Origin of the sequence: Saccharopolyspora oryzae (genome assembly GCF_027853915.1) — a bacterium.
Classification (GTDB): domain Bacteria; phylum Actinomycetota; class Actinomycetes; order Mycobacteriales; family Pseudonocardiaceae; genus Saccharopolyspora; species Saccharopolyspora oryzae.
In genome coordinates this window covers 252,183-277,122 of sequence record NZ_JAQGLA010000001.1, presented here as the reverse complement: position 1 = coordinate 277,122, position 24,940 = coordinate 252,183, and the positions used below count along the sequence as shown (strand labels likewise).

Annotated in this window: 26 protein-coding genes; 15 read left to right on the top strand and 11 right to left on the bottom strand. The window is 69.9% G+C overall.

Annotated elements, in window-relative coordinates:
• Window position 1 precedes the first annotated feature (1 nt).
• On the bottom strand, window positions 2–874 hold the full coding sequence (locus OU415_RS01285; protein WP_270946613.1) for an SAM-dependent methyltransferase: 873 nt from the start codon (window positions 872–874) through the stop codon (window positions 2–4).
• Window positions 875–1,081: 207 nt separating this feature from the next.
• Here OU415_RS01285 and OU415_RS01280 point away from each other — a divergent pair, with 207 nt between their 5' ends.
• On the top strand, window positions 1,082–1,663 hold the full coding sequence (locus tag OU415_RS01280; protein ID WP_270946612.1) for a hypothetical protein: 582 nt from the start codon (window positions 1,082–1,084) through the stop codon (window positions 1,661–1,663).
• 19 nt (window positions 1,664–1,682) lie between these two features.
• On the opposite strand, the gene OU415_RS01275 is transcribed toward OU415_RS01280, so the two are convergent.
• Together OU415_RS01275 and OU415_RS01270 are read right to left on the bottom strand one after the other, a co-directional pair.
• A complete protein-coding gene (locus tag OU415_RS01275) occupies window positions 1,683–2,612 on the bottom strand; it encodes a M56 family metallopeptidase (RefSeq protein ID WP_270946611.1) in 930 nt (309 codons plus the stop codon).
• A gap of 15 nt (window positions 2,613–2,627) precedes the next feature.
• Entirely contained in the window at window positions 2,628–3,056 is a 429-nt protein-coding gene (locus OU415_RS01270) for a BlaI/MecI/CopY family transcriptional regulator (protein ID WP_270946610.1), read from the bottom strand.
• A 153-nt stretch (window positions 3,057–3,209) separates the two neighbouring features.
• Between OU415_RS01270 and OU415_RS01265 the strand changes: the two genes are divergently transcribed.
• The 5 genes from OU415_RS01265 to OU415_RS01245 all read left to right on the top strand — a co-directional run bounded on the left by OU415_RS01265 (window position 3,210) and on the right by OU415_RS01245 (window position 6,960).
• A complete protein-coding gene (locus OU415_RS01265) occupies window positions 3,210–3,866 on the top strand; it encodes a DedA family protein (protein WP_270946609.1) in 657 nt (218 codons plus the stop codon).
• Window positions 3,863–4,537 carry a phosphatase PAP2 family protein gene (locus OU415_RS01260; RefSeq protein ID WP_270946608.1) on the top strand — a complete coding sequence of 225 codons (675 nt, stop codon included), beginning with the start codon at window positions 3,863–3,865 and terminating at the stop codon, window positions 4,535–4,537. Before OU415_RS01265 ends, OU415_RS01260 begins: the two co-directional genes overlap by 4 nt.
• A 49-nt stretch (window positions 4,538–4,586) precedes the next feature.
• The gene (locus tag OU415_RS01255; protein WP_270946607.1) at window positions 4,587–5,342 is read left to right on the top strand and encodes a phosphatase PAP2 family protein; all 756 of its coding nucleotides are present in this window, start codon (window positions 4,587–4,589) and stop codon (window positions 5,340–5,342) included.
• Window positions 5,343–5,546: 204 nt separating this feature from the next.
• On the top strand, window positions 5,547–6,221 hold the full coding sequence (locus OU415_RS01250; protein ID WP_270946622.1) for a TVP38/TMEM64 family protein: 675 nt from the start codon (window positions 5,547–5,549) through the stop codon (window positions 6,219–6,221).
• 91 nt (window positions 6,222–6,312) lie between these two features.
• Window positions 6,313–6,960 (top strand): phosphoribosyltransferase, encoded by a 648-nt coding sequence (locus OU415_RS01245; RefSeq protein WP_270946606.1) that lies wholly within the window; start codon window positions 6,313–6,315, stop codon window positions 6,958–6,960.
• Between the two features lie 21 nt (window positions 6,961–6,981).
• On the opposite strand, the gene OU415_RS01240 is transcribed toward OU415_RS01245, so the two are convergent.
• Window positions 6,982–7,353 (bottom strand): CBS domain-containing protein, encoded by a 372-nt coding sequence (locus OU415_RS01240; protein ID WP_270946605.1) that lies wholly within the window; start codon window positions 7,351–7,353, stop codon window positions 6,982–6,984.
• 256 nt (window positions 7,354–7,609) lie between these two features.
• Here OU415_RS01240 and OU415_RS01235 point away from each other — a divergent pair, with 256 nt between their 5' ends.
• From OU415_RS01235 to OU415_RS01225, 3 genes are all read left to right on the top strand, one after another.
• Window positions 7,610–8,779 (top strand): cytochrome P450, encoded by a 1,170-nt coding sequence (locus OU415_RS01235; RefSeq protein WP_270946604.1) that lies wholly within the window; start codon window positions 7,610–7,612, stop codon window positions 8,777–8,779.
• Window positions 8,780–8,835: 56 nt separating this feature from the next.
• Complete coding sequence (locus OU415_RS01230; protein ID WP_270946603.1) at window positions 8,836–9,447, top strand: TetR/AcrR family transcriptional regulator; 612 nt, start codon at window positions 8,836–8,838, stop codon at window positions 9,445–9,447.
• Between the two features lie 89 nt (window positions 9,448–9,536).
• A complete protein-coding gene (locus OU415_RS01225; protein WP_270946602.1) occupies window positions 9,537–10,784 on the top strand; it encodes a flavin-dependent oxidoreductase in 1,248 nt (415 codons plus the stop codon).
• Window positions 10,785–10,794: 10 nt separating this feature from the next.
• On the opposite strand, the gene OU415_RS01220 is transcribed toward OU415_RS01225, so the two are convergent.
• The 5 genes from OU415_RS01220 to OU415_RS01200 form a co-directional block, all read right to left on the bottom strand.
• Window positions 10,795–11,271 (bottom strand): cupin domain-containing protein, encoded by a 477-nt coding sequence (locus OU415_RS01220; protein WP_270946601.1) that lies wholly within the window; start codon window positions 11,269–11,271, stop codon window positions 10,795–10,797.
• 86 nt (window positions 11,272–11,357) lie between these two features.
• A complete protein-coding gene (locus OU415_RS01215; protein WP_270946600.1) occupies window positions 11,358–12,323 on the bottom strand; it encodes an asparaginase in 966 nt (321 codons plus the stop codon).
• On the bottom strand, window positions 12,320–13,756 hold the full coding sequence (locus tag OU415_RS01210; RefSeq protein WP_270946599.1) for an amino acid permease: 1,437 nt from the start codon (window positions 13,754–13,756) through the stop codon (window positions 12,320–12,322). Before OU415_RS01210 ends, OU415_RS01215 begins: the two co-directional genes overlap by 4 nt.
• A gap of 5 nt (window positions 13,757–13,761) precedes the next feature.
• Entirely contained in the window at window positions 13,762–14,448 is a 687-nt protein-coding gene (locus tag OU415_RS01205) for a FadR/GntR family transcriptional regulator (RefSeq protein WP_270946621.1), read from the bottom strand.
• Between the two features lie 491 nt (window positions 14,449–14,939).
• Window positions 14,940–15,305, bottom strand: a complete 366-nt coding sequence (locus OU415_RS01200) for a hypothetical protein (protein ID WP_270946598.1) — start codon at window positions 15,303–15,305, stop codon at window positions 14,940–14,942.
• 377 nt (window positions 15,306–15,682) lie between these two features.
• Between OU415_RS01200 and OU415_RS01195 the strand changes: the two genes are divergently transcribed.
• Complete coding sequence (locus tag OU415_RS01195; protein WP_270946597.1) at window positions 15,683–16,111, top strand: HIT family protein; 429 nt, start codon at window positions 15,683–15,685, stop codon at window positions 16,109–16,111.
• 4 nt (window positions 16,112–16,115) lie between these two features.
• The gene (locus OU415_RS01190; protein WP_270946596.1) at window positions 16,116–16,670 is read left to right on the top strand and encodes a HutD/Ves family protein; all 555 of its coding nucleotides are present in this window, start codon (window positions 16,116–16,118) and stop codon (window positions 16,668–16,670) included.
• A 19-nt stretch (window positions 16,671–16,689) separates the two neighbouring features.
• On the opposite strand, the gene OU415_RS01185 is transcribed toward OU415_RS01190, so the two are convergent.
• A complete protein-coding gene (locus tag OU415_RS01185) occupies window positions 16,690–17,547 on the bottom strand; it encodes a MurR/RpiR family transcriptional regulator (protein WP_270946595.1) in 858 nt (285 codons plus the stop codon).
• A 258-nt stretch (window positions 17,548–17,805) separates the two neighbouring features.
• Window positions 17,806–18,936, bottom strand: a complete 1,131-nt coding sequence (locus tag OU415_RS01180) for an aminotransferase class V-fold PLP-dependent enzyme (protein ID WP_270946594.1) — start codon at window positions 18,934–18,936, stop codon at window positions 17,806–17,808.
• A gap of 258 nt (window positions 18,937–19,194) precedes the next feature.
• On the opposite strand from OU415_RS01180, the gene OU415_RS01175 reads away from it, so the two are divergent.
• From OU415_RS01175 to OU415_RS01160, 4 genes are all read left to right on the top strand, one after another.
• Window positions 19,195–20,622: an MFS transporter gene (locus tag OU415_RS01175; protein ID WP_270946593.1), complete on the top strand. Its 1,428-nt coding sequence runs from the start codon at window positions 19,195–19,197 to the stop codon at window positions 20,620–20,622.
• A complete protein-coding gene (locus OU415_RS01170; RefSeq protein ID WP_270946592.1) occupies window positions 20,619–21,797 on the top strand; it encodes a metal-dependent hydrolase family protein in 1,179 nt (392 codons plus the stop codon). Before OU415_RS01175 ends, OU415_RS01170 begins: the two co-directional genes overlap by 4 nt.
• 279 nt (window positions 21,798–22,076) lie before the next feature.
• A complete protein-coding gene (locus OU415_RS01165; RefSeq protein WP_270946591.1) occupies window positions 22,077–23,138 on the top strand; it encodes an ABC transporter permease in 1,062 nt (353 codons plus the stop codon).
• 30 nt (window positions 23,139–23,168) lie between these two features.
• Window positions 23,169–24,887, top strand: coding sequence for an ABC transporter substrate-binding protein (locus OU415_RS01160; protein ID WP_270946590.1), 1,719 nt, complete (start codon window positions 23,169–23,171; stop codon window positions 24,885–24,887).
• Window positions 24,888–24,940 lie beyond the last annotated feature (53 nt).

Sequence of the window (24,940 nt, the reverse complement as noted above, 5' to 3'; positions counted from 1 at the left end):
CTCAGGCCTTCTCCGCCAGCACCGAGCGTTCCACCTCGGACGCTCCGAGCTTTCGCCCGTTCGGCACCAGGTATCGCTCGGCGAACTGCGGCGGCCCGACCTGTTCGACCTGCCGCCAGCCGTACTCGGCCAGGAATCCGGCGACTTCCTCCGGTTCCCAGCCGAAGCGCCACAGCTCGCTGTCCGCGACGTACTCGCGGTGAGCCGCCTCCGCCCCGTACATCTCGCGCCCGTCGAGGAAGTCCTTGCGCACGTAGGTGAACACGAGCCGGCTTCCGGTGCGCGCGGTCTCCAGGAAGTCGAAGGTCCGGCGCACGGCCACTTCCGTCAAGTACTGGGTGACGGCTTCCCAGACGAAGAAGGTCCGCTGCCCGGCGTCCCAACCGCGCTCGGCGAGGGCGCCGGCCAGGTCCTGCGATTCGAAGTCGAGCGGTACCAAGGTGACCTGGTCCGGCACCTTCCCGTACAGCTTCTGCAGGGCCGCTCGCTTCCGCGCGATGTTCTCGGGCAGGTCGACCTCGTAGAACGGTGTCCCGTCCAGGAACGGCAGTCGGTGCGCGCGCGTGTCGAACCCGGCGCCGAGGACGACCACGGCATCGAGCCCGTCACCCGCAGCGGCGCGGAGCTGGTCGTCGATGTAGCGCTTGCGGCACAGCATGCTGGCCCACAGACCGGGCATCTTCCGCTCAGCGACGTCGATCATCCACTTGCGCAGCGGGTAGAGCGAGGTGAGAGCGGCGATGACCCTGCCGCTGGCCGGAAGCAGCCGACACGCGAGCTTGTCGCGGACCAGCGGGACCTCCTCGTGCTGGTCGATCGCCACGATCGCCGTCGGCCCCACCGCGGTCCGAGCAGCCGCATTACCCGTCACCATGACAGACCCTTCCAGACGAGGTTCTTCCGTCACGCCGACCAGGCTTCCCGGCACACCATCGACACCCCGCGGGGCGCGATGCGCGCAACGATATCCCAGGTTCGGAGAATCCCGCGGGCGGGCCCGGTGCACGTGTTCGAGCGCGAGAAACCCCTGATTCCGCATTGGCGAGGTCATCGAATCCTGTGAGCGGTCCGCCGAGAACCCGTGGGCGTCGTGCACGGCGGCCTGCACATCAACGCCGGACCGGTCCGCCGTTCCGAGACCGCGTTGAACGTGTCGGTCACCACCTCAGAGGTCGGCAGCACGACCTACGAGTACGAGGGCGTCAGCGCCCACCCGGATTCCGAGGTCCACGTCCTCGTGGAGGCCTTCACCTCGCAGGCGGTGCTGCTGCGGCGACTGCGCCCGGTCTTCGTCCGCGAGGTCGGACCGACGCGCGTCTCCCGGGCGATGATGCTGGGACCGAGGGAGTTCCGCGTCGGCCTGGACCGCCCCGCGCACCGCTACGACGCCGACGTCCCCGGCCAGTCCTTGCGGCTGGACCGCGCCTTCGCCGAAGGCTGCGCCGATTTCCCCTTCTACGTGACCGCGAGCGCTCCCGAGTACTTCGTCATCCGGCCCGACCTGCGCGGCACGCGTGCTCTCGTGGAGTGGCGGCTGGAGCTGGACTGGTCCTGCCTGGGGCAGCACGGCACCGTCACCATCGACCACGGCGGCCGCCCGTTCCTGTCCAACGGCTCGGGAGGCAGGATGTTCGACTGGGCACGCGATCGAGAAGCGCCCTGAAAACGCGTCCGCCGAGCGGTCAGGGTCGGCCGGCTTGTGCGAGTTCGAACAGGATGTGCAGGTCGCGGGCGGTTTCGACGCTGGCGGCGGCGGCCACGGCCAGCACCGCGAAGGTGACCGCCAGCAGGACGCGGCCGCGGCGCGGCGGAGCGGCGAACAGGGCGGCGACCCGGCGCGGGATCGGGCCCGACCGCCGCAGCGCAGCGCCGGAGATGGCGAGCGCTCCGGGGATCGGCTGGCGGCTCGGGGCCAGCAGGGCGGCCTTGCCGATGGTGGTGGCCACCAGGCGGCGGTTGCCGACTTCGGCGGCGGCGTGTTCGTCGGCCCAGCGTTCCACCGCGTAGCGGACGGCGCGGTCCAGCGGACGCAGCAGCGGGTTGGTGGCGGCGGCGATGTGGGTCGCGGCGACGAAGAAGTGGTGCCCGCACCGGACGTGGGCGCGTTCGTGCGCCAGGAGGACGTCCTGTTCCCGGTCGTCGAGCGCCTTCAGCATTCCGGTCGACACCACGATCCGGCCCGGTCGCCCGGGCAGCGCGTAGGCATCGGGTTCGGGGTCGTCGAGGACGGTGACCGCTTCCGAGGCGGGCAGGCAACGGGCGGTGCGCGCTGCGGTGATCAGCGCTCGAACCCGGCTGACCGCGCCGCGACCGGCGGCGATGAGCGCGGCTGCGAGCGCGACGCAGGCGATCAGGGCGATCGACAGCGAAGCCGGGTCGTCGCGGCGCAACGCCCGCACCGACCAGTGCCCGAGCTCGGCGACCAGCGGGATCTGGCCGATGGCGGTCGCGGCCAGCGCGGTCAGGGCGATGCCGCTGGCCGCGGCGAGCGCCAGCGCTGAGGTGGTGAGCAGCCACGTCGCCGCGCGCGGCGGGAGCCGGTCGGTGATCCAGCGCGCCGAGACCGCCGCGAGCAGCGGCAGGAGCAACAGCAGGTACACGGCCACGTGCATGGGTTCGGACCTCCGCTACCGGTCGTCGACGCTGCCCGCGTCGCCGGCCAGCAGCTCGCGCAGCACGCGTTCGTCATCGGGTGAGAGGTCGCCGACGAACCGGGTCAGCACGGCGTCCCGGTCGGTCTCGGAGTCCAGCACCTTGCGCATCTTCCGGGCGGCCAGCTTCGCGGTGTCGGTCACCGCCACGTACGCGTAGGCGCGGCCGGTGCGGTAGCGCTCGACCAGCCCCTGGGCGTGCAGCCGGGACAGGATCGTCACGACCGTCGTGTACGCCAGCTCCCCGGCGCCGGCCGAGTTCAGGCGGTCGCGCACCTCGCCGGGCGGCAACGCGGCCTCGGCCTGCCGGAGCACGTCCAGCACGAGCGCGGACAGCTCACCCGACCTGCGACGTTGCGCACCCTGCGGCTCGCCGTCCGCGCCCGCTGCGTCGTCGCGTCCCACTGGTGCGCCTCCCCTTGCTCCACGCATCATCTACACTCGATGTAGAACTTCTACGAAGTACGTAGTAGTACTTCCGTTCAGTGTGCCACGGGCGAGGCCGTGGCTCCGCGGGTAGGCGGCCGGACCGGCTGTGCTCGGCGTGAGGAGATCGTGATGCACCACGGTGTGCAGGCTGTGCTTGCGGGCGGGAATCCGCTCGGACCCGAGTTCTGGTTGTCGAGCTTGGGCGCTTTCGGGGTCTTCCTCGTGCTCTTCGCGGAGACCGGACTGCTGATCGGGTTCTTCCTGCCGGGCGATTCGCTGCTGTTCACCGCCGGTGTGCTGTGCGCGACCAGCGCCACGAGCGCGATGCACCTGGACCTGTCGGCGGTGCTGGTCGCGGCACTGGCGGGAGCGCTGGTCGGTGCGCAGGTCGGGTTCGCCCTGGGGCGGCGCGGCGGGCGTCGGCTGCTGGCGCGCTCCCGCAACCGGCACCTGCACCGGGGGATGGAGCGGGCCGAGGACCTGCTGGCGCGCTATGGGCATCGCAAGGCCATCGTGCTCGCCCGGTTCATCCCCGTGGTGCGCACCGTGCTCAACCCGCTCGCGGGGATGTTGGACGTGCAGGCGCGCACCTTCGCCGTCTGGCAGGTCGTCGGAGGCCTCGTCTGGTCGGTGGGCGTCACGCTCGCCGGTTACGGCTTGGGCGCGAGCATTCCCGGCATCGACCAGTACCTGCTGCCGGTCATCGCCGTGGTCGTGCTCGTCTCGCTCATCCCGGTGGGACTGGAGATCTGGCGTTCCCGGGCGGAGCAGGAGGTGTCGAGGTGACCGGCTCGATCTCGTCGGACATCGCGGGGGAGGCCGTCAGCGGGGTCGATGACGACCTGTTCCACGTCATCAACGACTTCGCCCGCGCCACGCCGTGGTTGCACGGCATCGTCTACGGCTACGCCACCTACGGCGTCGTGCTGTTCGCGGTGCTGCTGCTCGCGGGCTGGTGGACAGCGCGCCGAAGCGGAGAACCGTCCGGGATGGCTGCCGCCTTGTGGGCGGGGATCGGCACGCTGGTGGCGGTGGGGCTCAACCAGCCGATCGTCTCCGCCGTGCACGAGGCGCGGCCCTACAACGCCCTGAGCGGCATCCTCGTGCTGGCCGATCGCAGCACCGACTTCTCGTTCCCCAGCGATCACGCGACCATGGTCGGAGCGGTGGCCGCGGGGCTGTTCCTCGTCGGTCCTCGCCTCGGATCGGTGGCCGCGCTCGCGGCGGCGCTGATGGCGTTCTCCCGGGTTTACATCGCGGCGCACTACCCGCAGGACGTGCTCGCCGGACTGGTCTTCGGTGCGGTCGTCGTGCTTCTGGGTTGGCTCTTGGCGCGCTCCCTGCTGACCGCGGCCGTCGGTCTGATGCAGCGAAGTGCGCTGCGCCCACTGGTCGCCGCGTCGCCGACGGCCGGAGCAGCGCTCTCGGCTGCGCGCGATCGCGGAGAAGTGTCGTAGCGGGCGATACCTTCGGCTAGGTCACAGCACGCGAGCATCGGATTTCACCGTGATCGACGATTTGGTCCGCTTCCTGTCGGGGATGTACGGCTGGTTGGCCCGACGGGTCGATCCTGGGGCACGCACCGGGCTGGCGCTGACCGCTGCGGTGCTGGTCGCCGCGGCGAGCGCGTGGGCCTTCGCCGGGATGACCCAGGGCGCGCTGGCGGGCGAGGAGCCCGTCGAGCTGGACACCCAGGTCCAAGCCTGGGCGTTGGAGCACCGCGTCGGCTGGCTCACGACCGCCATGCAGGGGCTGACCTGGTTGGGCTCCAGCGTCGTGCTGGTGCCGGTGCTGTTGGCCGCGAGCGCGTTCTTCCTCGTGGCCAGGCGCGAGGTGCGCGCCACCGTCGAGATGTGGGTCGCGTTCCTCGGGGCGGTGGGGCTGTACGAGCTGGTCAAGGTGCTCGTGGGACGGCCGCGTCCGCCGGCGGTGGACGATCTCGTGCACGCCACCGGGCCGTCCTTCCCGTCCGGGCACATGACCCAAGCAGTGGTCGCTTGGGGTGTGCTGGCATTCGTGCTCCTACGCGACCGCCCGCGCCGCGCCCGATGGCTCGTGCCCGGTGCGGCTCTGCTGGCTCTGGTCGTCGGTGCGTCGCGGATCTACCTGGGTGCCCATTGGCTGACCGACGTGCTCGGCGGGCTCGCGCTCGGCGGGGTATGGCTGGCGGTGCTGCTGATCCTCGACCTCAGCACCCGCCCGCCGTCGGACGAGGTACCTGCTGACACCGCAGGGAACCAGCGCCCGGGTGGGAAGCGCTGATCTGTCTACTGTGGATATCGAACATCGCGGGGATGCCTGCTGCGGCGGCTCCGCGGTCCTCCGATAAATTACTACCCCGCGTAGTATCAAGGCGGTCGAGGAAGGGTGCGATGTCGACGGTGGCGCTCGGTTGGCGGAGGCAGCAGTGAGTCGCATGCGCCGTCAGGATCGAGCTCGAGCCTGCTCGGCCGCGCGTTGAGCCGGGTGCGGTCGCCGAAGGTCCGCTTCGCCTTGGCCGGCGTGCTGGTGCTCCTCTTCCTCGTTGCTGCTTTCTGGCTGCGCCAGAACGGCTCGGTGCTCGCCCTCGACGAATGGCGCAGGGCTTCGGGGCCGTGGGTGCCACTGCTCTTCACGTTCGTCTTCGGCCTGCTGACCTTGTTCTTCGTGCCGAGGCCCGCGCTGGCGGCTGCGGCGGGAGCGCTGTTCAGCTTGCCGGTCGCCCTTCCGGTGGTCGTCGCGGGAACTGTCCTCGGGGCTGCGGCGGCGTTCGGACTGGCGCGAGCGCTCGGCCGCGAACCGCTCGCGCCCCTCCTGCGCAGGAGCAGGATCCAGCAGCTCGACTCGTTCCTGGTGCGTCGAGGCTTCGTCGCGACCGTCGTGTGCCGCCTCGTCCCGGTCGTGCCGTTCGCGGCGGTGAACTACGCAGCCGGGATCACCGGCGTGCGAACCCTGCCGTTCCTGGCGGGCACGGCGGTGGGAACCGTCCCGGCGAACTTGTCGTACGTGATGTTCGGCGGCGCACTGGTGGCCGACGCCGGAACCGGCCTGTGGCTCGCTCTGGCGCTCGGCGGGGTCGTGCTGATCGGCCTCGTCCTGGCGCGAGCCGCCCGCAAGCACCTGCCCGCTTTCCAGCGCGGTGAACGGCATTCCTGCAGGTGACGGTCCACCGATCCTGGTTCGGCCGGACCGCGAGGGGGAACTTCTCGGAAGGGCCCGACATCCCGCCCGGGCGTTCTTGGAGGTGGAGGCCATGCCGTTCGGTGATCGCAGGGATGCGGGGGTGCGGCTGGCCGAGCGGTTGCAGCACCTGCGCGATGAGAATCCGGTCGTGCTGGGGTTGCCCCGGGGCGGCGTTCCGGTCGCGTTCGAGGTGGCTAGAGCGCTGGGGGCTCCGCTCGACGTGATCGTGGTCCGCAAGCTCGACGTCCCCGCCCACCCGGAACTGGGGATGGGCGCGATCGGGGAGGGCGATGTCCGGATCATCAACGACGAGGTGATGTGGCGAACCGAGGTGCGGCCCGAAGAACTGGCCGAGGTGGAGCGGCGCGAGCGCGTCGAGTTGAACCGGCTGACCGGGCTGTTCCGGCGCTGTCACGCGAGGGTGGAGCTTTCCGGGCGAACCGCGGTCATCGTCGACGACGGGATCGGTACCGGGTCGACCGCGGCGGTGGCCTGCCGCGTTGCCCGCGTGCAAGGTGCCACGCGGGTCGTGCTGGCGGTGCCGGTGGCCCCGCGCGATGTGCTGGAACGACTGCGGGAGTCGGTGGACGAGTTGGTGTGCTTGGAATCCCCGGAGCACTTCGGCTCGATCGGTGAGCGGTACGCGGACTTCAGCCAGGTCTCCGACGCTGCGGTCGCCGGCCTGCTCGACCGGGCCGGTGAGCTGGGAACGAGGTGATCGCGGGACGGGCGGTGCTCGTCAGAGCCAGGTTTCGACCGCGAGCAGGTCGCGCATGGAGATGACGCCGATGACCATGTGCCCTTGCTTCACCGGCAGGTGGCGGATTCCGGCGTCGAGCATCCGGCGTGCGGCGTCCTTGGTGTCATCGCTGACGGTCGCCGTTTCGAGCTGGCGGGAGGCGAACGAGAGGGCTGTCTGCTCCTGCGGATCAGCGCGTTCCGCGATCGCCCGGACCAGGTCGCGTTCGGAGATGATGCCGATGATCCGGTCGTTGTCCAGCACGGCCAGCGCGCCGACGTGTTCGGCCGCCATCTTCCGGGCCACTTCGGCGAGCGGATCGGATGCCTCGCAGGTCAACGTCCCGGGGTGGAAGACTTCCTCGACTCGCACGGTTCCTCCCTCCGGCCGGTGATCGGTCGCCCTACGCCGCAGCGTTGGCGGGTGAACCAAGCATCCGTCCACCAGCCAGCGGGAGGTAGGGCCGACCGGCCCGTCCCAGTCGGATGCGCTGCGGGAACGGGCTGCCCGGGAATCGGTGGTGGCAGAGCCGGGATAACTGCTAGTAGGCTTTCACTTACCTCGGTTCTGGGTGCATCGCGCGAAGGGCGGGCGGACGATGGCGGAAGCGGTGGAGCTGCCTCTTCACATGCGGCGGAACGGTTTCAGCCCGGTGGAGGAGCTGGCGCGGGCGCGGGACGACCAGGGTGTGGTGCAGGTGACGACGCCGTTCGGCCAGACCGGCTACCTGGTCTGCCGATTCGAGGACGTCCGCCAGGTGCTGGGGGACCCGGCCCGGTTCAGCAATGCGCGCGCCCGGACGAAGTCGCCGTTGACGTCGGGGCTGAGCGAGGAGGAAGCGGCCCGGATGCGGGCCGGGGGCCTGCTCGGGTACGACCCGCCGGAGCACTCGCGGTTGCGGCGGATGCTCACCCCGGAGTTCACGGTGCGGCGGATGCGCCGGCTCCAGCCGCGGATCGTGGAGATCGTCGATGCGGCGCTGGACGACCTGGAGCGGGCGGGCCGGCCGGCGGACCTGGTGTCGAACTTCGCGTTGCCGGTCCCGTCGTTGGTGATCTGCGAGCTGTTGGGCGTGCCGTACGCGGACCGCGACGAGTTCCAGGAGCGCTCCGCCCGGCTGCTGGACATCTCGCTGCCGATGGAGCAGCGGATGGCGGCGCAGCGGGAGAACCGCGAGTACATGGCAACGCTGGTCGCTCGCGCGCGGGCGGAACCGGGTGAGGACATCCTCGGGATGCTGATCCGCGAGCACGGTGACGACCTCAGCACCGACGAGCTCGTCGGGATCGCGGCGCTGCTGCTGATCGCCGGGCACGAAACGACGTCGAACATGCTCGGCCTCGGCACGCTGGCCCTGCTGCAGAACCCGGACCAGCTGGCGATGGTCAGGGACGATCCGCAGCGGGTCGGTCCCGCGGTGGAGGAGCTGCTGCGCTGGCTGTCCATCGTGCACTCGGTGGCGCCGCGCTCGACGACGACCGAGGTGGAGATCGCCGGGCACTCCATCCCGGCGGATTCGCTGGTGATGCTGTCCATCCCGGTCGCCAACCGGGACGGGGCCTTCATCGACGACCCCGACGAGCTGGACATCACGCGGGGAGCGGGCGGCCACCTCGCCTTCGGGCACGGCGTGCACCACTGCCTCGGGGCGCCGCTGGCGCGGATGGAGATGCAGGTCGCCTTTCCGGCGTTGCTGCGCAGGTTCCCGGGTCTAGCGCTCGCGAATCCGGGCGAGCAGGCCGATTTCCGGGTCTTCAACGCGGTGTACGGGCTGAGGTCGCTGCACGTCACCTGGTGACCGCCCCGCCGGGATCGCCGACCGGCCGGGTGCGCCGCTGTTATTGTGCACGGGCTATGGCAAGCCAGGAACGGGCGCTGAGGGCCGACGCCGCCCGCAACTACGAGCGGATCGTCGGTGCCGCGATCGTGGCCTTCGAAGAAGTCGGGCCGGAGGTGACCCTCGAGGAGATCGCCGGGCGCGCTGCCGTGAGCGTGGCGACGGTCTACCGGCGTTTCCGCACCCGCGAGCAGGTCGTCCGGGCGGTCCTGGACCACGTGCTCACTACCGAGATCGAGCCGATGGCCGCCGCGCACACCGACGATCCGTGGCGGGACCTGGCCGGCCTGCTCGAAACCGCCATCGAGGCGCTGGCCGGGCACCGGGTGCTGCTGGCCGTCGCCAGGGAGTCCCCGAAGTTCGACCTGGAGAGCATGCACCGCTGCGTGCACTCCATGCAGCTCCTGCTGCGCCGCGCCATCGAGGCAGGTGTGGTGCGACCGGAGCTGGAGGTGCGCGATCTGGCGGCGGTCATCGTGATGACCCTGGCCACGGTGCACCCCGGGGATCCGCACGGCGCGGACCGCAAGCGCTACTTGGCGTTGCTCCTCGACGGTCTGCGCGCCTCCCGCGACACGCTGCCGCCGCCGTCCTCGCACGACCTGCCCGGATCTCCCCGCCAGCAGTAGCTTTCGGCCCCTCGCCTGCGGTGCTGCCGGTTGGCGGTGGCGTGGGGCGCGGGTCTTGGCGATGCTGGGATCGAGGTCAGGAGGTGGCGGTGGAGGTCGTCATCGTCGGGGCGGGGATCGGCGGGTTGACCGCAGCTCTGCGGCTGCACCGCGAAGGCATCGGTTGTGTCGTCCACGAGCAGAGCGAGCAGATAACCGAGCTGGGCGTCGGGATCAACGCGTTGCCGCACGCGGTCAAGGAGCTCGCCGCGCTCGGCCTGCTCGACTCGCTGGACGAGATCGGGATCCGCACCCGCGACCTGCGCTACGCGCACCGGTTGGGGCCGGTGATCCTGCGCAGGCCGTGCGGGGTGGACGCCGGGTTCGCGTTCCCCCAGTTCTGCCTGCACCGGGGCAGGTTGCAGGGCGTGCTGCTGCGGGCGGTCCGGGAGCGGCTCGGTGCCGACGCGGTGCGGACCGGGCACCGGCTGACCGGGTTCGCCCAGGACGAGGGTGGAGTCCGGGCGCACTTCGCCGACCGGCGCGGCGGCACGCAGGTCACCGTTCGCGGCGACGTCCTGGTGGCCGCCGACGGGATCCACTCGACCGCGCGGTCCGTCCTGTTCCCGGCGGAGGGACCGCCCCGCTGGAACGGCGTCATGATGTGGCGCGGTGCCACCGACTGGCCCGAGTTCGGCGGTGGCCGGTCGATGATCGTCGCCGGTGGCACCGCGGCCAAGCTGGTGGTCTACCCGATCGCGGAAGGCCGGAGCGCGGGCACCAAGCTCACCAACTGGGCGATCTGCGTTCAGACCGGGCAGCCGGGTGCTCCGCCGCCGAAGCGCCAGGACTGGGCCAGAGCCGGCGACCGGGCAGAGCTGGCCCGGCACGTCGGGCGGTTCCGGTCGCCCGACGTCGACCACGCCGGGCTGGTCGAGGCCACCGAGGAGATCTTCGAGTTCCCGATGTGCGACAGGGACCCGCTGCCCGCCTGGTCGCACGGGCGGGTGACGCTGCTGGGCGACGCCGCCCACCCCATGTACCCGATGGGCTCCAACGGCGCAGGTCAGGCGATCCTCGACGCCACCAGCCTCGGCGGGCACCTGGCGCAGTGCTCCGATCCCACCGAGGCGCTGCGGGCGTACCAGGACGATCGCCTGCCGGCCACCGGCGAGGTCGTGCTCCGCAACCGCCGGGGCGGGCCGGAGAACGTCATCGACGAGGTCGAACGTCGCGCTCCGAACGGCTTCTCCCGCATCGAGGACGTGATCGACGTGGCGGCGCTCGAGGCAGTCGTCGCCGGCTACGCCCAAGCGTCCGGGGCCTCGCAGCAGCAGGTGAACGACCCGGGCCGGTGACCCCGGGCGTTCAGGCGCCCTCCACGGAACCGGGCGGCAGGAAGTTGACGTCGTACAGCGCCGACACCCGGACCACCTCGGCCGGGTCCTCCAGGTCGTGCAGCTTGTCGAAAAGCTGCGCCAGCCGTCCCGCCGGGCTCACCCAGAACAGTGCTCGGGCGAGGTCCTCGCTGCGGTTGTAGTAGGCGTGCGGGAGGCCCTTCGGCATCCGGACGGTGTCGCCGGGGCCCGCGGTCTCCCACTGGCCGTCGAGGTAGAGCGTGAACACGCCGTCCAGGACGTAGATGTGCTCGTCCTGGGTCGGGTGCACGTGCGGCGGTACCCCGGTGCCGGGCGGGTCGAGGGTCTCGAACGCGAAGCTCGACTCGCTGGCGGCCTTCATGGAGTAGGTGTGGCCGAGCACGTTCCACACCTTGTTCCGCATGCCCTGCCCGGCGGGCGTGATGCCCTTCGGCAGCGGACCGAGCACGATCTCCTCGCCGGTCATCGCACCTCCTGGCCGATGGTTGGTCAGCTACGCACTCTGCCCATCCGGTTCCCCGCGCACAACCGCTGACGGGTGGCTGCGCGACTTCACGCCGTGCGGCGGTGCTTCTTCAGAGCATCGGTGACAGTCAGGTCGTCGCTGGTGAACCGGGTGAGCAGGTCCGGGTCGACACCCGCCAGCTCGAGGGCGGCGATGGTCGCGGGGATGCGGGCCCGGTCGGAGCCGTCGGCGATCTTGAGCGCGACCGCCGTGCCGTCGGGCAGCGCGGCGATCTGGACGGCTTCGAAGCCGTCCTTGGCGATCAGGCCCGGCACCGCTGACATCAGCGCGGTGGTGTCCCGGCGGGAACCGGCCACCATCTCCGGGTGCGATCGGATCGCTTCCGCGACGAGGCCCTCCGGGCTCCCCGCCGGTGCGCTCGCGATCCGTCCCGCCGCGGTGGCCAGGCCGCGCAGCGAGACCGCGAACAGCGGGGCGCCGCAACCGTCGACGGCCGTGCCTGCGATCCGCTGGCCGGTCAATTCCTCGACCGTGGCGGCGATCTCGCGCTGCAGCGGGTGGTCGGGGTCCAGGTAGTCCGATGTGGACCAACCGTGCCGCCGGGCGGTGTGCAGCATCGCCGCGTGCTTCGCCGAGCAGTTGTGCGCCAGCTTGCGCGCCGGACGGCCCGCCGCGATCCAGGCGTCCCGCTCGACCGGGTCGTACGGCAGGTCGGCCGGGTTGCCGAGCTCGGCCTCGGCGGATCCGCCCAGTTCCAGCACGCGCCGCGAGCCGGCCAGGTGGCGGTCCTCGCCGGAGTGGCTGGACGCGGTGAGCGCGAGCAGGTCCGGCGGCAGCCGCAGGCCGAGCCGGACCATGGCGACGGCCTGCATCGGCTTCGCCGCCGAGCGCGGGTAGCACGCCGTCTCGGCATCGCCGGCCTGGAACAGGACCGAACCGCCGGGAGCGACCACCACGACCGAGCCGTGGTGGACGCTCTCGACGAGGCGGTCCCGCAGCACGTGCACCAGCGGCACGTGCGCGGGAACGCCCGTCGGGGGAGTGCGGGTCATGCGTCGGCCTGGTCGAGCACCGAGGTGTCGATCTGCTTGCGGACCCGGAACCAGCCGATCACCAGCGCGATGACGATCAGCGGCAGCGCCATCAAGGTGATCCGGCCGGTCTCGTCGAAGCCCATCAGGACCACCACCGCCGCGAGGAACGCGAGCGTGACGATCTCGGTGTAGGGCGAGAACGGCAGCCGGTAGCTCGGCCGGGCCACCTCGCCGCGCTTCGCCTTGCGGACGAACAGCAGGTGGCTGAGGACGATGATGCCCCAGGTGGCGAGGATGCCGATCGAGGCGAAGTTCAGCACGATCTCGAACGCTTCCTTGGGCACCAGGTAGTTCAGCCCCACGCCGACCACGCAGACCGCCGCGGTCAGCAGGATGCCGCCGTAGGGGACGCTGTTCTTGTTCATCACGGCGGTGAACTTCGGCGCCGAACCGGCCATCGACATCGACCGCAGGATGCGGCCGGTCGAGTACAGGCCCGAGTTCAGGCTCGACATCGCCGCGGTGAGCACCACCAGGTTCATCACGTCGCCGGCGTAGGGGACGCCGATGTGGGAGAGCACGGTGACGAACGGGCTCTCGTCCTTGCTGTAGCCGCTCCACGGCATGAGCATCGCCAGCAGCACGACCGAGCCGACGTAGAACACCCCGATCCGCCACATGATCGAGTTGATCGCCTTCGGCATGACCTTCTCGGGGTTCTCGGTCTCACCGGCGGCGACCCCGACGAGCTCGATGGAGGCGTAGGCGAAGACCACGCCCTGCATGAGCAGGACCAGCGGGATCACCCCGGCCGGGAAGATGCCGCCGTGGTCGGTGATCAGCTGCGGGCCGGGCGAGTTGCCGTCGATCGGGTGCTGGGTGACCAGCAGGAAGATCCCGATCACCATGAACAGCACCAGCGCGGCGACCTTGATGATCGCGAACCAGAACTCCATCTCGCCGAACAGCTTCACCGAGACCAGGTTCAGGGTGAGCACGATCGCCAGCGCGACGAGCGCGAGCACCCACTGCGGGATCGGGGTGAACGCGGACCAGTAGTGCGCGTACAGCGCGATCGCCGTGATGTCGGCGATGCCGGTGGTGGACCAGTTCAGGAAGTGCATCCAGCCCGCGGTGTAAGCGCCCTTCTCGCCCATGAACTCGCGGGCGTAGGAGACGAAGGAGCCGGAGGAGGGGCGGTGCAGGATCAGTTCGCCGAGCGAGCGCACGACGAAGAACGCGAACAATCCGCACACGGCGTAGGCGATCGCGAGCGACGGGCCGGCCTGCGCGAGCCGGCCACCGGCGCCGAGGAACAGCCCGGTGCCGATCGCACCGCCGATGGCGATCATGTTGACGTGCCGCGCCTTCAGCGACTTCTTGTAACCGGCGTCACCCGCGTCGGCGGGCCCGTCGTCGCGCTGCGACGACTGCAGGATCTGGTCGGTCATTGGATTCAGCTATCCCCGTTCTCGTGCGCTTCGGGCACCGCGGTAGCGGTCTGGGGCCCGACGATGGTGCTGAGCGTGCTTTCGACACGCGTCAGGTGCTGGGTCATCGCCTCGGTGGCCGCGAGTTCATCGCCGCTGCCGATCGCTTCCAGGAGGATCCGGTGCTCGACGTTGGACGCCGCGCGCCGGTCGCCGAGCTGGTTCAGCAGTGTCGACTGCCTGGCCAGGGCGTCCCTGATCTCCTCGATGACCTTCCCGAAGACCGGGTTGCCCGACGTCTGCGCGATGGTGATGTGGAACAGCGAGTCCAGCGCCACCCAGGCGGTGTTGTCGGTCTCGTGCTCCATCCGCTCCACCAGCTCGGTGAGAGCGTCCAGGTGGTCCGAGGTGTGCCGGCGAGCAGCGTACGCCGCCGCCGGGACCTCGACGTGCCGGCGCACCTCGAGGATGTCCCGCGCCGAGTAGGGGCCGAACACCGGGTTCTCGACCGGCCTCTTCGAGACGACGAAGGTGCCCTTGCCGGTCTTCGACGCCGTCAGGCCCAGGGCCTGCAGGCCCCGCAGGGCCTCCCGCACCACGGACCGGCTGACTTCGAACTCCTTGCCGAGGCTGGCCTCGGCGGGCAGCTTGTCACCGACCGCGTACTCGCCCCGCTCGATCGCATCGCGGAGGTGGGCGAGCACGGCTTCCATCGCGCCGACTCGCCGGACGCCGTGTCCAGCTGCCCGGCTGTCGGACAGGTTCATGGCACGAAAGGGTGAATACGAACACGCTCTGCTGTCAAGGGTTCAGAGTGCTACGCCCGGATAAGTGAGCTTTGGCCGGTTGGCGCGAATGCGATGCCGGTGTCCGGTCTGCGCCGGGTTGGCGGCAGCGCCACGTGGTGCCGGATCTGCGCAGGTAGTGGCTTTGGGGCGGAGTGGTCGAACCAGCCGGTTCGGGCATTGGCCCTGCGGCATGTGTCTCCAGGTCGCTGACCGCGGGGTGTCGGCGCAGAAGCGGGAGTCGAGGCAGCGCGAGAAGGCGAACTGGACACCGAGGGTAACCACCCGGGGGCGGTGCGAATTCGAATCGCCGACTGGTTGGCGGACGGGCCCGCTGCTCGGCACGACGGCGGGCGGTACGCCTGCCGGGGTGGAGGCCTGCGCCGTGGCGGGTGACGGCGCAGGCCTCGAGCTGTCGATCAACGGCGGCGGATCGCCTTGATGATGAGCTGTCCCACCACGAGGTAGACCAGTGCGGCCAGGCCGTAGTTCAGGATGACGCCCAGGAGCGCGTCGTCGGGGGTGAAGACGTCTCCCAGTCCCAGCACGAGCGCCTTGGCGAGCGTGTAGATGAAGGTGACGAATCCATTTCCCTGGTTCGCGTCGAGAACGACGAAAAGGACGTGCAGCGCGAAAATGGCGATGACCGTGCTGACAACAACCCGAATGATATTCGCAACGGTTGCGGCCCCATCGTCGCGACGGTCGCGTCCGCGGTAAGAGCGGTCGTCGTAATAGCCGTCCTGCGGGTAGCGACCGTGATCGTGCGGCGGAGGGTAGCTCATGGCGGTCGATTGTGACTACGGCCGTCGGGGGGAACAACCCCAACCGCCGTGGTCAGGCGATGGGATGACTGCCTCGCTTGACCTGCGAAAAATATGAAACCTGGTCATAAATAACGTCTACCAGCGGTGTTTTTCGTGCACCCGACAAAGCCGCGATCGAAAGAGTTATCTCGGTGTGATCTCCGCGTTCCCGCATCGTTGGTCCTGGACGGGGAACGAGTCCTATTCGGATGAGTGCCGTCGTGCCATGACTTCCCGTTGCGCGGCCGAGTATTCGAACGCCGGATTTCGCGTCGGGAATTTCGGAAATGTTCATGCGCCGCTCAGATGCCGAGCGATCGCGACGACGGCGTGGTCGGCCGGTTAAGCTCCGCTGCGTGAGTGATCAGTGCGTGTTCTGCGGCATCGTGTCGGGCGACGTCCCGGGCGTGAAGGTGGCCGAGGACGAGGCGACGTTCGCGTTCATGGACATCAACCCGGCCTCGGACGGCCACCTGCTGGTCGTTCCCAAGCGGCACAGCAAGGACCTGTTCGAGATCCCGGCCGATGACCTGACCGCCGTCACCTTGGCCGCGCAACGCGTCGCCAAGGCAGCGGCCGGTGTGTTCGGCGCCGATGGCGTGAACCTGCTCAACTGCTGCGGAGCCGATGCGTGGCAGTCGGTGTTCCACTTCCACCTGCACGTGATCCCCCGGTACACCGACAAGGCCAAGGATCGCCTCGTGCTGCCGTGGAAACCGGACGTCCCGGGCGACCTGGACGCGATCGCCGACCTGGGCCGCCGGGTCACCGCCGCCCTGGGCTGACGGCGTGATCGTCGTAGATCCGGAGCGGGTGGAACCGAAGCCTTGGCGCAACGGCCGGGGAATCACGCGGGAGTTGTGGGCGGAGCCGCCCGGGGCGGACTTCGAGTGGCGGCTGAGCCTGGCCGACCTCGGCGAGGACGGACCTTTCTCCCGCTTCGACGCGGTCGAGCGCGTCTTCACCCCGGTCGTCGGCGGAGGTTTCGAGCTCGTCGTCGACGGTCGTCCGCACCACGCGGACCGGTATCAGCAGATCCGGTTCCCGGGCGAGGCGGAGGTGGCCCTGCGGGGCCTGGTCGAACCGGCTCGGGTGCTCAACCTGATGACGGCACGCGGGCGTTGCCGCGGCGAGGTCCACGTGCGGCGGTGCCATGGCGAGGTCACCTGGCCCGCGGGTGTCCGATCGGTGCTCCTGGCAGCCGGCCGGCTGGAGATCGGTGATGTCGAACTGCCGAGGCTGGGACTTGCGGTCGCCGAAGGAGCAGCACTGTCCGGAGTGGCCGGAGAAGCCCTCATCGCCGAGGTCCACATCTCCCGCGACGCGCAGGGGACCGGCGGCTGACAGCTCCGGGAACCACCGCTCACCCGGATTCTTCGGAGAACAGCTGCAGTCCGCGCCACACGGAGTCCGCCCGCTGTGCTGCTTCCTGGCTCCGCTCCGGGTTTCCGGCGGCCAGTTCCGCCGCCAGCCCGTAGGCGACGCTGGTCGCCGCGGTCATGGACTGCAGGTTCGCGACCCCTTCGGTCGGGATGACGAGCACGTGGTCGGCAGCTCGTGCGGCGGGGGATTTGTGGGTGTCGGTGATGACGCAGGTCGCGGCGCCGGCCGCCCGCGCCAGCCGGACGGCGGCGACGGTTTCCCGGTAGTGCTGCCAGAAGCTCCACGCCACCAGGCAGTCCTGGTCGGTCAGCGAAGCGAGGGCATTGGCCAGCTGCGGGCCGCCGCGGTCTTCGTGGGACACGGGCAGGCCGCGGCTCTCGGCCAGCAGCGCGAACGCAGAGGCGGCGACCGCGTGGGTTCCGGAGGCGACGACGAGCGTTCGCCGCGCAGCCCGGATCGCCGCCACCACGGACCGGGCGGTGGGGAAGTCGAAGGAGTGCTCCAGGGACCGGAGGTTCTCCGCGTCGCGGGCGAACGCCGATGCCAGCATGCTGCCGTCGCCCGGTGAGGCGGGCTGCTCGTAGCGGTGCGCCAGGTAGACGCCGCGCAGATCTGCTTGCAGCTGCGGCCATCCGGGGTAGTCGAGCGTCTGGGCGAAGCGGACCACGGTCGCCCCGTTCACCTCGGCGCGTTCGGCGACCTCGGCCGCGGTGGCGTACGAGCAGTACGTCGGTTGGGTGGCCAGGACGTCGCGGACCCGCGCCGCTTTGGGGCCCAGCCGCGTCCCCGAGATCAGGTCGTCGAGCCACTGCGCGACGGTGGCGCTCTCACCGGTCATGCCGACATTCTGCCCTGATGCATGAAGGCATGCATCGACATTTGCTTGCAGCTGTGCGTGCGGATGTCGTTCCGGCGGTGAACAGAGGGCCGCTGCCCCGGAGCACACCGTCGGTGTCCTAGAACCGACCACAGTGGACGCTGGGGAATCGTAGAACCCGCCGATGTTCTCAGGCTCTTGTGGTGCATCCGCGGGCGGTGGACCGGGAGGGTGCGGGGGAGCCAGGTGACCCCACCGCACCGCTCCGCGGTATCGCCGTCAGCGGCTGGCCTTGTCCAACCCGGTCTGGAGCCGGGCCAGGGTGCCCTCGACGTCGCCGAGCTTGTCGAGTCCGAACAGGCCGATCCGGAAGGTGGAGAAATCGGCCGGCTCGTCGCAGTGCAGCGGCACCCCGGCTGCGATCTGGATACCGGCCTTCTTGAAGGCGGCACCGCTGCGCAGCTCCGGGTCGTCGGTGTGGACGACGACCACGCTGGCGGCGGCGAACTCGTCGGCGGCGACCGAGGGGAGCCCGTGCTCGGCGAGGAGCGCCCGCACTCGGCTGCCGAGGTCGACTTGTGCCGCGCGGAGATCCTCGAGTCCGCGGTCGCGGGTCGCGAGCATGAGCTCCAGGTTGTGCGCGAGGGTGTCGGTCGGCATGGTCGCGTGGTACGGGGTCTGGCCCTGCGTGTAGGCGTCGGCGATCGACAGCCACTTCTTCAGGTCGGCGGCGAAGCTCGTCGACGTGCTGGCCTCGACCGCGGCCCGGCCGGCCTCGCTGAGCATGACGTAGCTGGCGCAGGGGGAGCCGCTCCAGCCCTTCTGCGGCGCGCTCAGCAGGACGTCGACGCCGAGGTCGGTCATGTCGACCCAGAGCGCCCCGGAGGCGATGCAGTCCAGGACCAGCAGGCCACCGGCCTCGTGGGTGGCCTCGGCGAGGCGGCGGACGTAGTCGTCCGGCAGCACCATGCCCGCGGCGGTCTCGACGTGCGGCGCGAAGACCACCTCGGGCCGCTGCTCGCGGATGGTCGCGACGACCTCGTCGATCGGCGCCGGGTGCCACGGGGCCTGGTGCGACGAATCGGCCGGTCGTGCCCGGCACACCGCGTGTTCCTGGGCGATCGCGCCCATTTCGAGGATCTGCGACCAGCGGTAGGAGAAGAGCCCGTTGCGCACCACGAGGCAGCGGCGGCCGGTCGCCAGCTGGCGGGCGACGGCCTCCATGCCGTAGGTGCCACCTCCGGGTACCACCGCGACGCTGTGCGCTCGGTAGGTGGTGCGCAGGACATCGACGATGCCCTGCATCACCCCCACGAAGCGCTGGGACATGTGGTTCAGCGAGTAGTCGGTGAACACCACCGAGTACTCGAGCAGGCCACCGGGATCAACATCATCATGAGGCAGAGCCATGCCCGTAGCCTGACACAGGCCGAGAACCCGGGTGCGGACAGCGCCTGGCCTGCCGTTTTTCGCCGACCGGGGCTGCTGGGATGGCGCGTTCTCGATGGTCGCCACCGCGGCCCTCTAGTCGCACCGGATTCCGGGTCCGGTTGCGCACCGCGCCTCGACGTTATGCATAAGGACATGCATCGACCCTTGTTTGCACATATGCGTGCAGTTATCGTTCGTTCTCGTCGAAGCCCGGCAGGGGCTTCGAGGGGAGGTGCCATGTCGGCCAGAACCTCGACGAGCGGACCCGCCCTGCTGGCCCGCCTCGAACGACTCCCGGTTTCCCGCCCGCACTTCAGGCTGATGTTCATGGGCGGTCTCGGGATCGCCTTCGACGGCATGGACGGTTCGCTGGTGTCCTACCTGCTCCCGGCGGTGACTCCGCTGTGGGGGCTCGCGTCCTGGCAGACCGGACTGCTGGGCAGTGCGCTGCTGATCGGGATCATGATCGGCGCGCTGTCGGCCGGACTGGCCGGCGATGCGCTCGGGCGGCGGCGGATCATGATGTACGCGCTGGTCGTGTACTGCGTGGCCACGATCGTGGCCGCCTTCGCGCCGAACTGGCTCTTCTTCTTCGGGGCCCGGCTGATCGCGGGGATCGGGGTGGGCGCCGAGGCCGCGATCATCCCGGCGTTCATGTCCGAGTTCGTCCCGGGGCGGGCCCGCGGCCTGTTCGTCGGCTCCATCGCCGGGTTCTTCTCGCTCGGCTACATCGCGGCGGCGCTGCTGGGCAGCCTGTTCGTCCCGGCGTTCCCGGACGGCTGGCGGGTGGCGCAGCTGGTCACCGCAGCGCCGCTGCTGATGCTGCTGTGGTGGCGCCGCGCGCTGCCCGAATCCCCGCGCTGGCTCATCGAGCAGGGCCGGCTGGACGACGCCGAAACCGTTGTGGCGCAAATGGAATCCCGGGTCGAGCGGGCCACCGGAAGGCCGCTGCCGCCGGTCTCCGCGCCGCCCGCGCCGGAGGTGGCGAAGGCCCCGGAGCCGACGGGCGTGGCACGTCGCATCGCCGGGTTGTGGCGGGGTGGGATGGCCGGGCGCACCGCCGTGCTGTGGTTGCTGTGGATCAGCCTCACCTTCGCCTTCTACGGGTTCTTCACCTGGATCCCGTCGCTGCTGGTGCAGCAGGGCATGACGATGTCGAAGAGCTTCGGCTACTCGCTGCTGATCACCACCGCCCAGGTGCCGGGGTACTACTCGGCGGCGTACCTGAGCGAGCGGCTGGACCGCAAGCGGACCATCGCCGGTTACCTGATCGGCGGTGCGGTCGCGGCCTTCCTGCTGTCGCAGGGCGGCGGCGACTCCCAGGTGCTGATCTTCGGTGCGCTGCTGTCGTTCTTCATGAACGGCACCTACGCGGCGCTCTACGCCTACAGCCCCGAGGTCTACCCGACGAGCGTGCGGGCGACTGGCACCGGAGCGGCCTCGGCGTTCGGCCGGATCGGCGGCATCGCGGCACCGATCATCATCGGCGCGCTCTACGCGTCGATCGGCTTCGGCGGGGTTTTCGCGATGGTGACCGGCGCGCTCGTGGCAGGTGCGCTGGCCGTGCTGGTGTTCGGCGTCAGCACCAGCGGCCGCACGTTGGAAGAACTGACCGGAACCGCCGCGGCCCCGCGCGGCGCCCAGCAGAAGGAGATGCAGGAGTGACCTCGCGAATCTTGTTCCGCAACGCGGCGGTGCTGGAGCCCCGCTCCGGCGAGCTGTTGCCGGATCGCTCGGTGGTGGTGGCCGGCGGTCGGATCGCGGAGGTCACCACCGAGCCGGTCCGGACCGGCGGTGCACCGGAGATCGACGTGCGCGGGCGGGTTCTGATGCCCGGCCTGATCGATTCGCACACCCACGTGACGCAGGTGAGCGCGGACTTCGCGGAGTTGAAGTCGTGGTCGCCGTACTACGCCGCGGCCCGGGTCGGGAAGCTGCTGGACCAGATGCTGATGCGCGGCTTCACCACGGTCCGGGACATGGGCGGTGCCGATCACGGCGTGGCGCGCGCGGTGGCGGAGGGCCTGTTCCGCGGGCCGCGCGTGCTGTTCGGCGGCCCGATCATCGCGCCGACCGGCGGGCACGGCCTGACCCGCATCTGCGACGGCGAAATCGAACTGCGGCGGGCGATCCGCGAGCAGATGGCGCTCGGCGCGCACCACATCAAGCTGACGGTGAGCGGCAGCGTGGTGTCCTCGATGCGCATCGATTCGCTCGGGTACTCGGAGCCGGAGATCCGCGCGGCGGTCGATGAGGCGAACCTCGCGCACCGCTATGTGGCCGGGCACGCCTACACGGCCGAGGCGGTGAACCGCGCACTGCGCTGCGGGGTTCGCACCATCGAGCACGGCAACCTGATCGACGAGTCGAGCATCGAGCTCTTCCAGCAGCACCAGGCCTTCTACGTGCCGACGCTGGCCACCTACCACGCGTTGACGCGGGACGACGCGCCGCACGCGCTGTCCGAGGAGAAGCGGCGGAAGGTCGATGAGGTGATCGACGCGGGCCTGCACGCGCTGGAACTGGCGGACCGGGCCGGGCTCAAGATCGGTTACGGCACGGACCTGCACGGCGAGCTGCACGACCACCAGCTGTCGGAGTTCAGCCTGCGGGCCCGGGTGCAGAAGCCGGTGGACATCATCCGCGCGGCCACGACCACCGGCGCGGAGATCGCCGGGATGGTGGGCGAGATCGGCGAGATCGTGCCCGGCGCTGCGGCCGACCTCCTGGTCGTCGACGGCAACCCGCTCGAGGACATCGGTGTGCTCACCGATCCCGAACACCGGCTGCCGCTGATCGTGCGCAACGGCGAGGTGGTGAAGAACCACCTCGCGGCGTGACGTCGGTTCGCCGCATCGCCGTCTTCATCGACGCGACTTTTGGGTATACCATCGCGCGAGAGTGGGTGGTCCAGGCTCCTGGTCGGGTAGTCGTCCAGGTCTGGGCAACCCCTTCCTGTGGTGGTCTTGAATCGGTTTATTTGCCGTAATGACGGTACTTTTGGTTGTCCGGCTGGTCGGCGTCGGCGCCCCCGGGTGTCCGCAAAATTTTGGTATACAGGGTGCTTTTCTTGATGTACCGTCGCTTCACCTCGCACCTCTGAGCTCCCGAGGATCGACATGCCGGATCCGCACGAGTCGCCGAGTCGACAGCGTCGCGCCAGCGCTGGCGGACAGGTCTCCACCCTGCCTCCACCGGAATCCGCGGCTGCGGAGGCGGCGGGCGAGATCGCCAGTGCGCGGTCGCTGCTGAGCACGGCGTGGCTCCGGATCCGGCGCAGCCGGATCGCCATCGGCTCGCTGGCCGTGGTGGTCCTGATGGTGCTGTTCGCGGCCCTGGCCCCGGTGCTGGTGGCCATCGAGGGCTCGGACCCGTTCACCACCCGGATCGGGCCGGACTTCCTGGACAACTTCTACGAGCCGGGTTTGCCCCTGCAGTACTACCGCTACCCGTCCGCTGAGCACTGGCTCGGGCTGGAGCCGGGGCTGGGGCGCGACATCTTCGCTCGAATGGCCTACGGCGCAAGGGTTTCGCTGACCATCGCGCTGCTGTCCACAGTGGTGTCCGTGGTGCTGGGCACCGTGCTCGGCGCTGCCGCCGGGTACTTCGGCGGCAAGGTCGACATGGCGATCAGCCGCGTGATGGACCTGTTCCTGGCGTTCCCGCACCTGCTGCTGGTGCTGTCGCTGACCCCGATCATGCAGTCCCGGCTGCACGGCACCGCCCTCGACACGGGAAGCCTGGTGCCGATCGCCTCGCTGGTGATCATCCTCGGCTTCTTCGGCTGGGCGTACCTGGCCAGGGTCGTGCGCGGCCAGGTGCTCTCGATCCGGGAGCAGGAGTTCGTCGAGGCCGCTAAGGCCTACGGGGCCTCCCACCGGAGCATCATCTTCCGGCAGATCATCCCGAACGTGATGGGGGTCGTGCTGGTCTACGCGACGATGATGATCCCCATCAACATCACCGCGGAAGCGGCGCTCTCGTTCCTCGGAGTCGGCGTCAAGGACCCCACCCCGTCGTGGGGCCAGATGCTCAACGCCGCCCAGGAGGGGAACTGGTACCTGTCCGACCCGTGGTTCCTGGCCGTCCCGGCCGGTGCGCTGGTGATCACCGTGCTGGCGTTCAACCTCCTCGGCGACGCGGTCCGGGATGCGTTGGACCCCAAGTCCTCCCGAAGCTGATCCACCCCTTCCCATCCGCGAGGAGACGCAGTGAGACGAAGCACCACGGTGGCGCTCGCCCTGACGGTGACCACCGGACTGGCCCTGACCGCGTGCAGCGGTGAAAAGCCCGCCCCCGGCGCAGGTTCGGGACCGGCGGACGACGCCTTCGCCCCGGTGAAGATCGCGGAGGGCTACACCACCCGGGGCGGCAACATCAACGTCCTGATGTCCTCGGACTTCCAGACCCTGGACCCCGGCAACAGCAACTACGTGCAGACCGCCAACGTGGGTCAGCTGTACTACCGCACGCTGACCATGGCCAAGGAGACGGCCGGCCAGCCGCCGACCATCGTGCCGGACCTGGCGACCGACCTGGGCACGCCCTCCGCCGACGGCCTCACCTGGACCTACACCCTGAAGAAGGGGCTGAAGTTCGAGGACGGCACCCCGATCACCAGCAAGGACATCAAGTACGGCGTCGAGCGCACCTACGCCCGCGACGTCTACACGCAGGCGCCGCAGGAGCTCAACTCCGCCCTCGCCGACGACGGGTACAAGGGTCCGTACACCGGCGGGGACTTCAAGGCGATCGACACCCCGGACGACAGCACCGTCGTCTTCCACCTCAAGCAGCCGTTCGCCGAGTTCCCGGCCCTGGTCTCGCGGTCGAACACGGCGCCGGTGCCGCAGGCGAAGGACGACAAGCTCGACTACACCGCCCACCCGGTCTCCTCGGGCCCGTACAAGATCGAGTCCTACGACCGCGGCCGCTCGATGAAGCTGGTCCGCAACGAGCAGTGGGACCCGGCCACCGATCCGAACCGGCCCGCCCTGCCGGACACGTTCACCTTCACCCTGTCCACCGCGCAGGCCACCATCAGCCAGCAGCTGATCGCCGACTCGGATCCGACGGCGATCACCCTGGACAGCAACGGTGGCCTGCAGGCCTCCGACGCGGCCAAGCTCAACGAACCCGAGATCAAGGCCCGCACCGCGGCAGGTCTGCTGGGCTGCACGGACGTGCTGGACTTCAACACCGAGACGATCTCGGATCCGCAGGTGCGCAAGGCGATCGCGCTGGCCATCGACCGGAACGCGATCCAGCTGCAGTACGGCGGAGCCCGGTTCGGCAAGCTGGCCCAGTCCTACATCAACCCGGCCCAGCGCGGGTACGTCGAGCAGCACACCGACCTGGACCCGGCGGGCGCGCCGAAGCTGGACGAGGCCAAGAAACTGGTGGCGGGCAAGGAAGTCCCCAAGACCCTGGTGTACGGCTACGCCGACTCCAGCACCCGGTACAAGAACGTCGGCACCGTGCTGCAGCAGGACCTCAAGGCGCTCGGGATCGACGTGCAGCTGCGCCCGATCCCGGCCGCCAACTACTACACGACGCTGGCCGGTGACCAGATGCCGGACATCGCCCGCAGCGGCTGGTGCGGTGGCGCGGACAGCGGTTCGGTGCGCACCACCGTCGACCCGAACGTGGGGCCGAGCCTGGACGGCAAGACCTACGGCTTCTCCAACATCCCGCGGTACTACGACCCGGAGATCTCCGGCGAGATGTACCGGCTCCGCGGCGAGAACGGGTCGAGCCAGGAGCTGGGCGAGAAGTGGGCGACCCTGTTCGACCGGTCCATGCAGTCCTACCCGCTGGTCCCGCTGGTGCGCACCTTCACCAACAGCGTGGTCGGCTCGAAGGTCCGCAACGCGCAGGTGGGGTACTTCTTCGGCAGCATCGACCTGTCGATCGTCGGCGTCGAGCGGTGACGGTCGCGGTACGAGGGAGGTAGAGCGGTGAGTCCATCCCGAACTGGCAGGTC

What these genes read in the sequence shown, in the direction of transcription:
- OU415_RS01185 (WP_270946595.1), bottom strand. Translation starts at nt 17,547, where the DNA reads ATGACCGGTGAGAGCGCCACCGTCGCGCAGTGGCTCGACGACCTGATC.
- OU415_RS01210 (WP_270946599.1), bottom strand. Translation starts at nt 13,756, where the DNA reads ATGACCGACCAGATCCTGCAGTCGTCGCAGCGCGACGACGGGCCCGCC.
- OU415_RS01275 (WP_270946611.1), bottom strand. Translation starts at nt 2,612, where the DNA reads ATGCACGTGGCCGTGTACCTGCTGTTGCTCCTGCCGCTGCTCGCGGCG.
- OU415_RS01235 (WP_270946604.1), top strand. Translation starts at nt 7,610, where the DNA reads ATGCGGCGGAACGGTTTCAGCCCGGTGGAGGAGCTGGCGCGGGCGCGG.
- OU415_RS01205 (WP_270946621.1), bottom strand. Translation starts at nt 14,448, where the DNA reads ATGGAAGCCGTGCTCGCCCACCTCCGCGATGCGATCGAGCGGGGCGAG.
- OU415_RS01180 (WP_270946594.1), bottom strand. Translation starts at nt 18,936, where the DNA reads ATGGCTCTGCCTCATGATGATGTTGATCCCGGTGGCCTGCTCGAGTAC.
- OU415_RS01200 (WP_270946598.1), bottom strand. Translation starts at nt 15,305, where the DNA reads ATGAGCTACCCTCCGCCGCACGATCACGGTCGCTACCCGCAGGACGGC.
- OU415_RS01285 (WP_270946613.1), bottom strand. Translation starts at nt 874, where the DNA reads ATGGTGACGGGTAATGCGGCTGCTCGGACCGCGGTGGGGCCGACGGCG.
- OU415_RS01215 (WP_270946600.1), bottom strand. Translation starts at nt 12,323, where the DNA reads ATGACCCGCACTCCCCCGACGGGCGTTCCCGCGCACGTGCCGCTGGTG.
- OU415_RS01220 (WP_270946601.1), bottom strand. Translation starts at nt 11,271, where the DNA reads ATGACCGGCGAGGAGATCGTGCTCGGTCCGCTGCCGAAGGGCATCACG.
- OU415_RS01175 (WP_270946593.1), top strand. Translation starts at nt 19,195, where the DNA reads ATGTCGGCCAGAACCTCGACGAGCGGACCCGCCCTGCTGGCCCGCCTC.
- OU415_RS01165 (WP_270946591.1), top strand. Translation starts at nt 22,077, where the DNA reads ATGCCGGATCCGCACGAGTCGCCGAGTCGACAGCGTCGCGCCAGCGCT.
- OU415_RS01230 (WP_270946603.1), top strand. Translation starts at nt 8,836, where the DNA reads ATGGCAAGCCAGGAACGGGCGCTGAGGGCCGACGCCGCCCGCAACTAC.
- OU415_RS01245 (WP_270946606.1), top strand. Translation starts at nt 6,313, where the DNA reads ATGCCGTTCGGTGATCGCAGGGATGCGGGGGTGCGGCTGGCCGAGCGG.
- OU415_RS01265 (WP_270946609.1), top strand. Translation starts at nt 3,210, where the DNA reads ATGCACCACGGTGTGCAGGCTGTGCTTGCGGGCGGGAATCCGCTCGGA.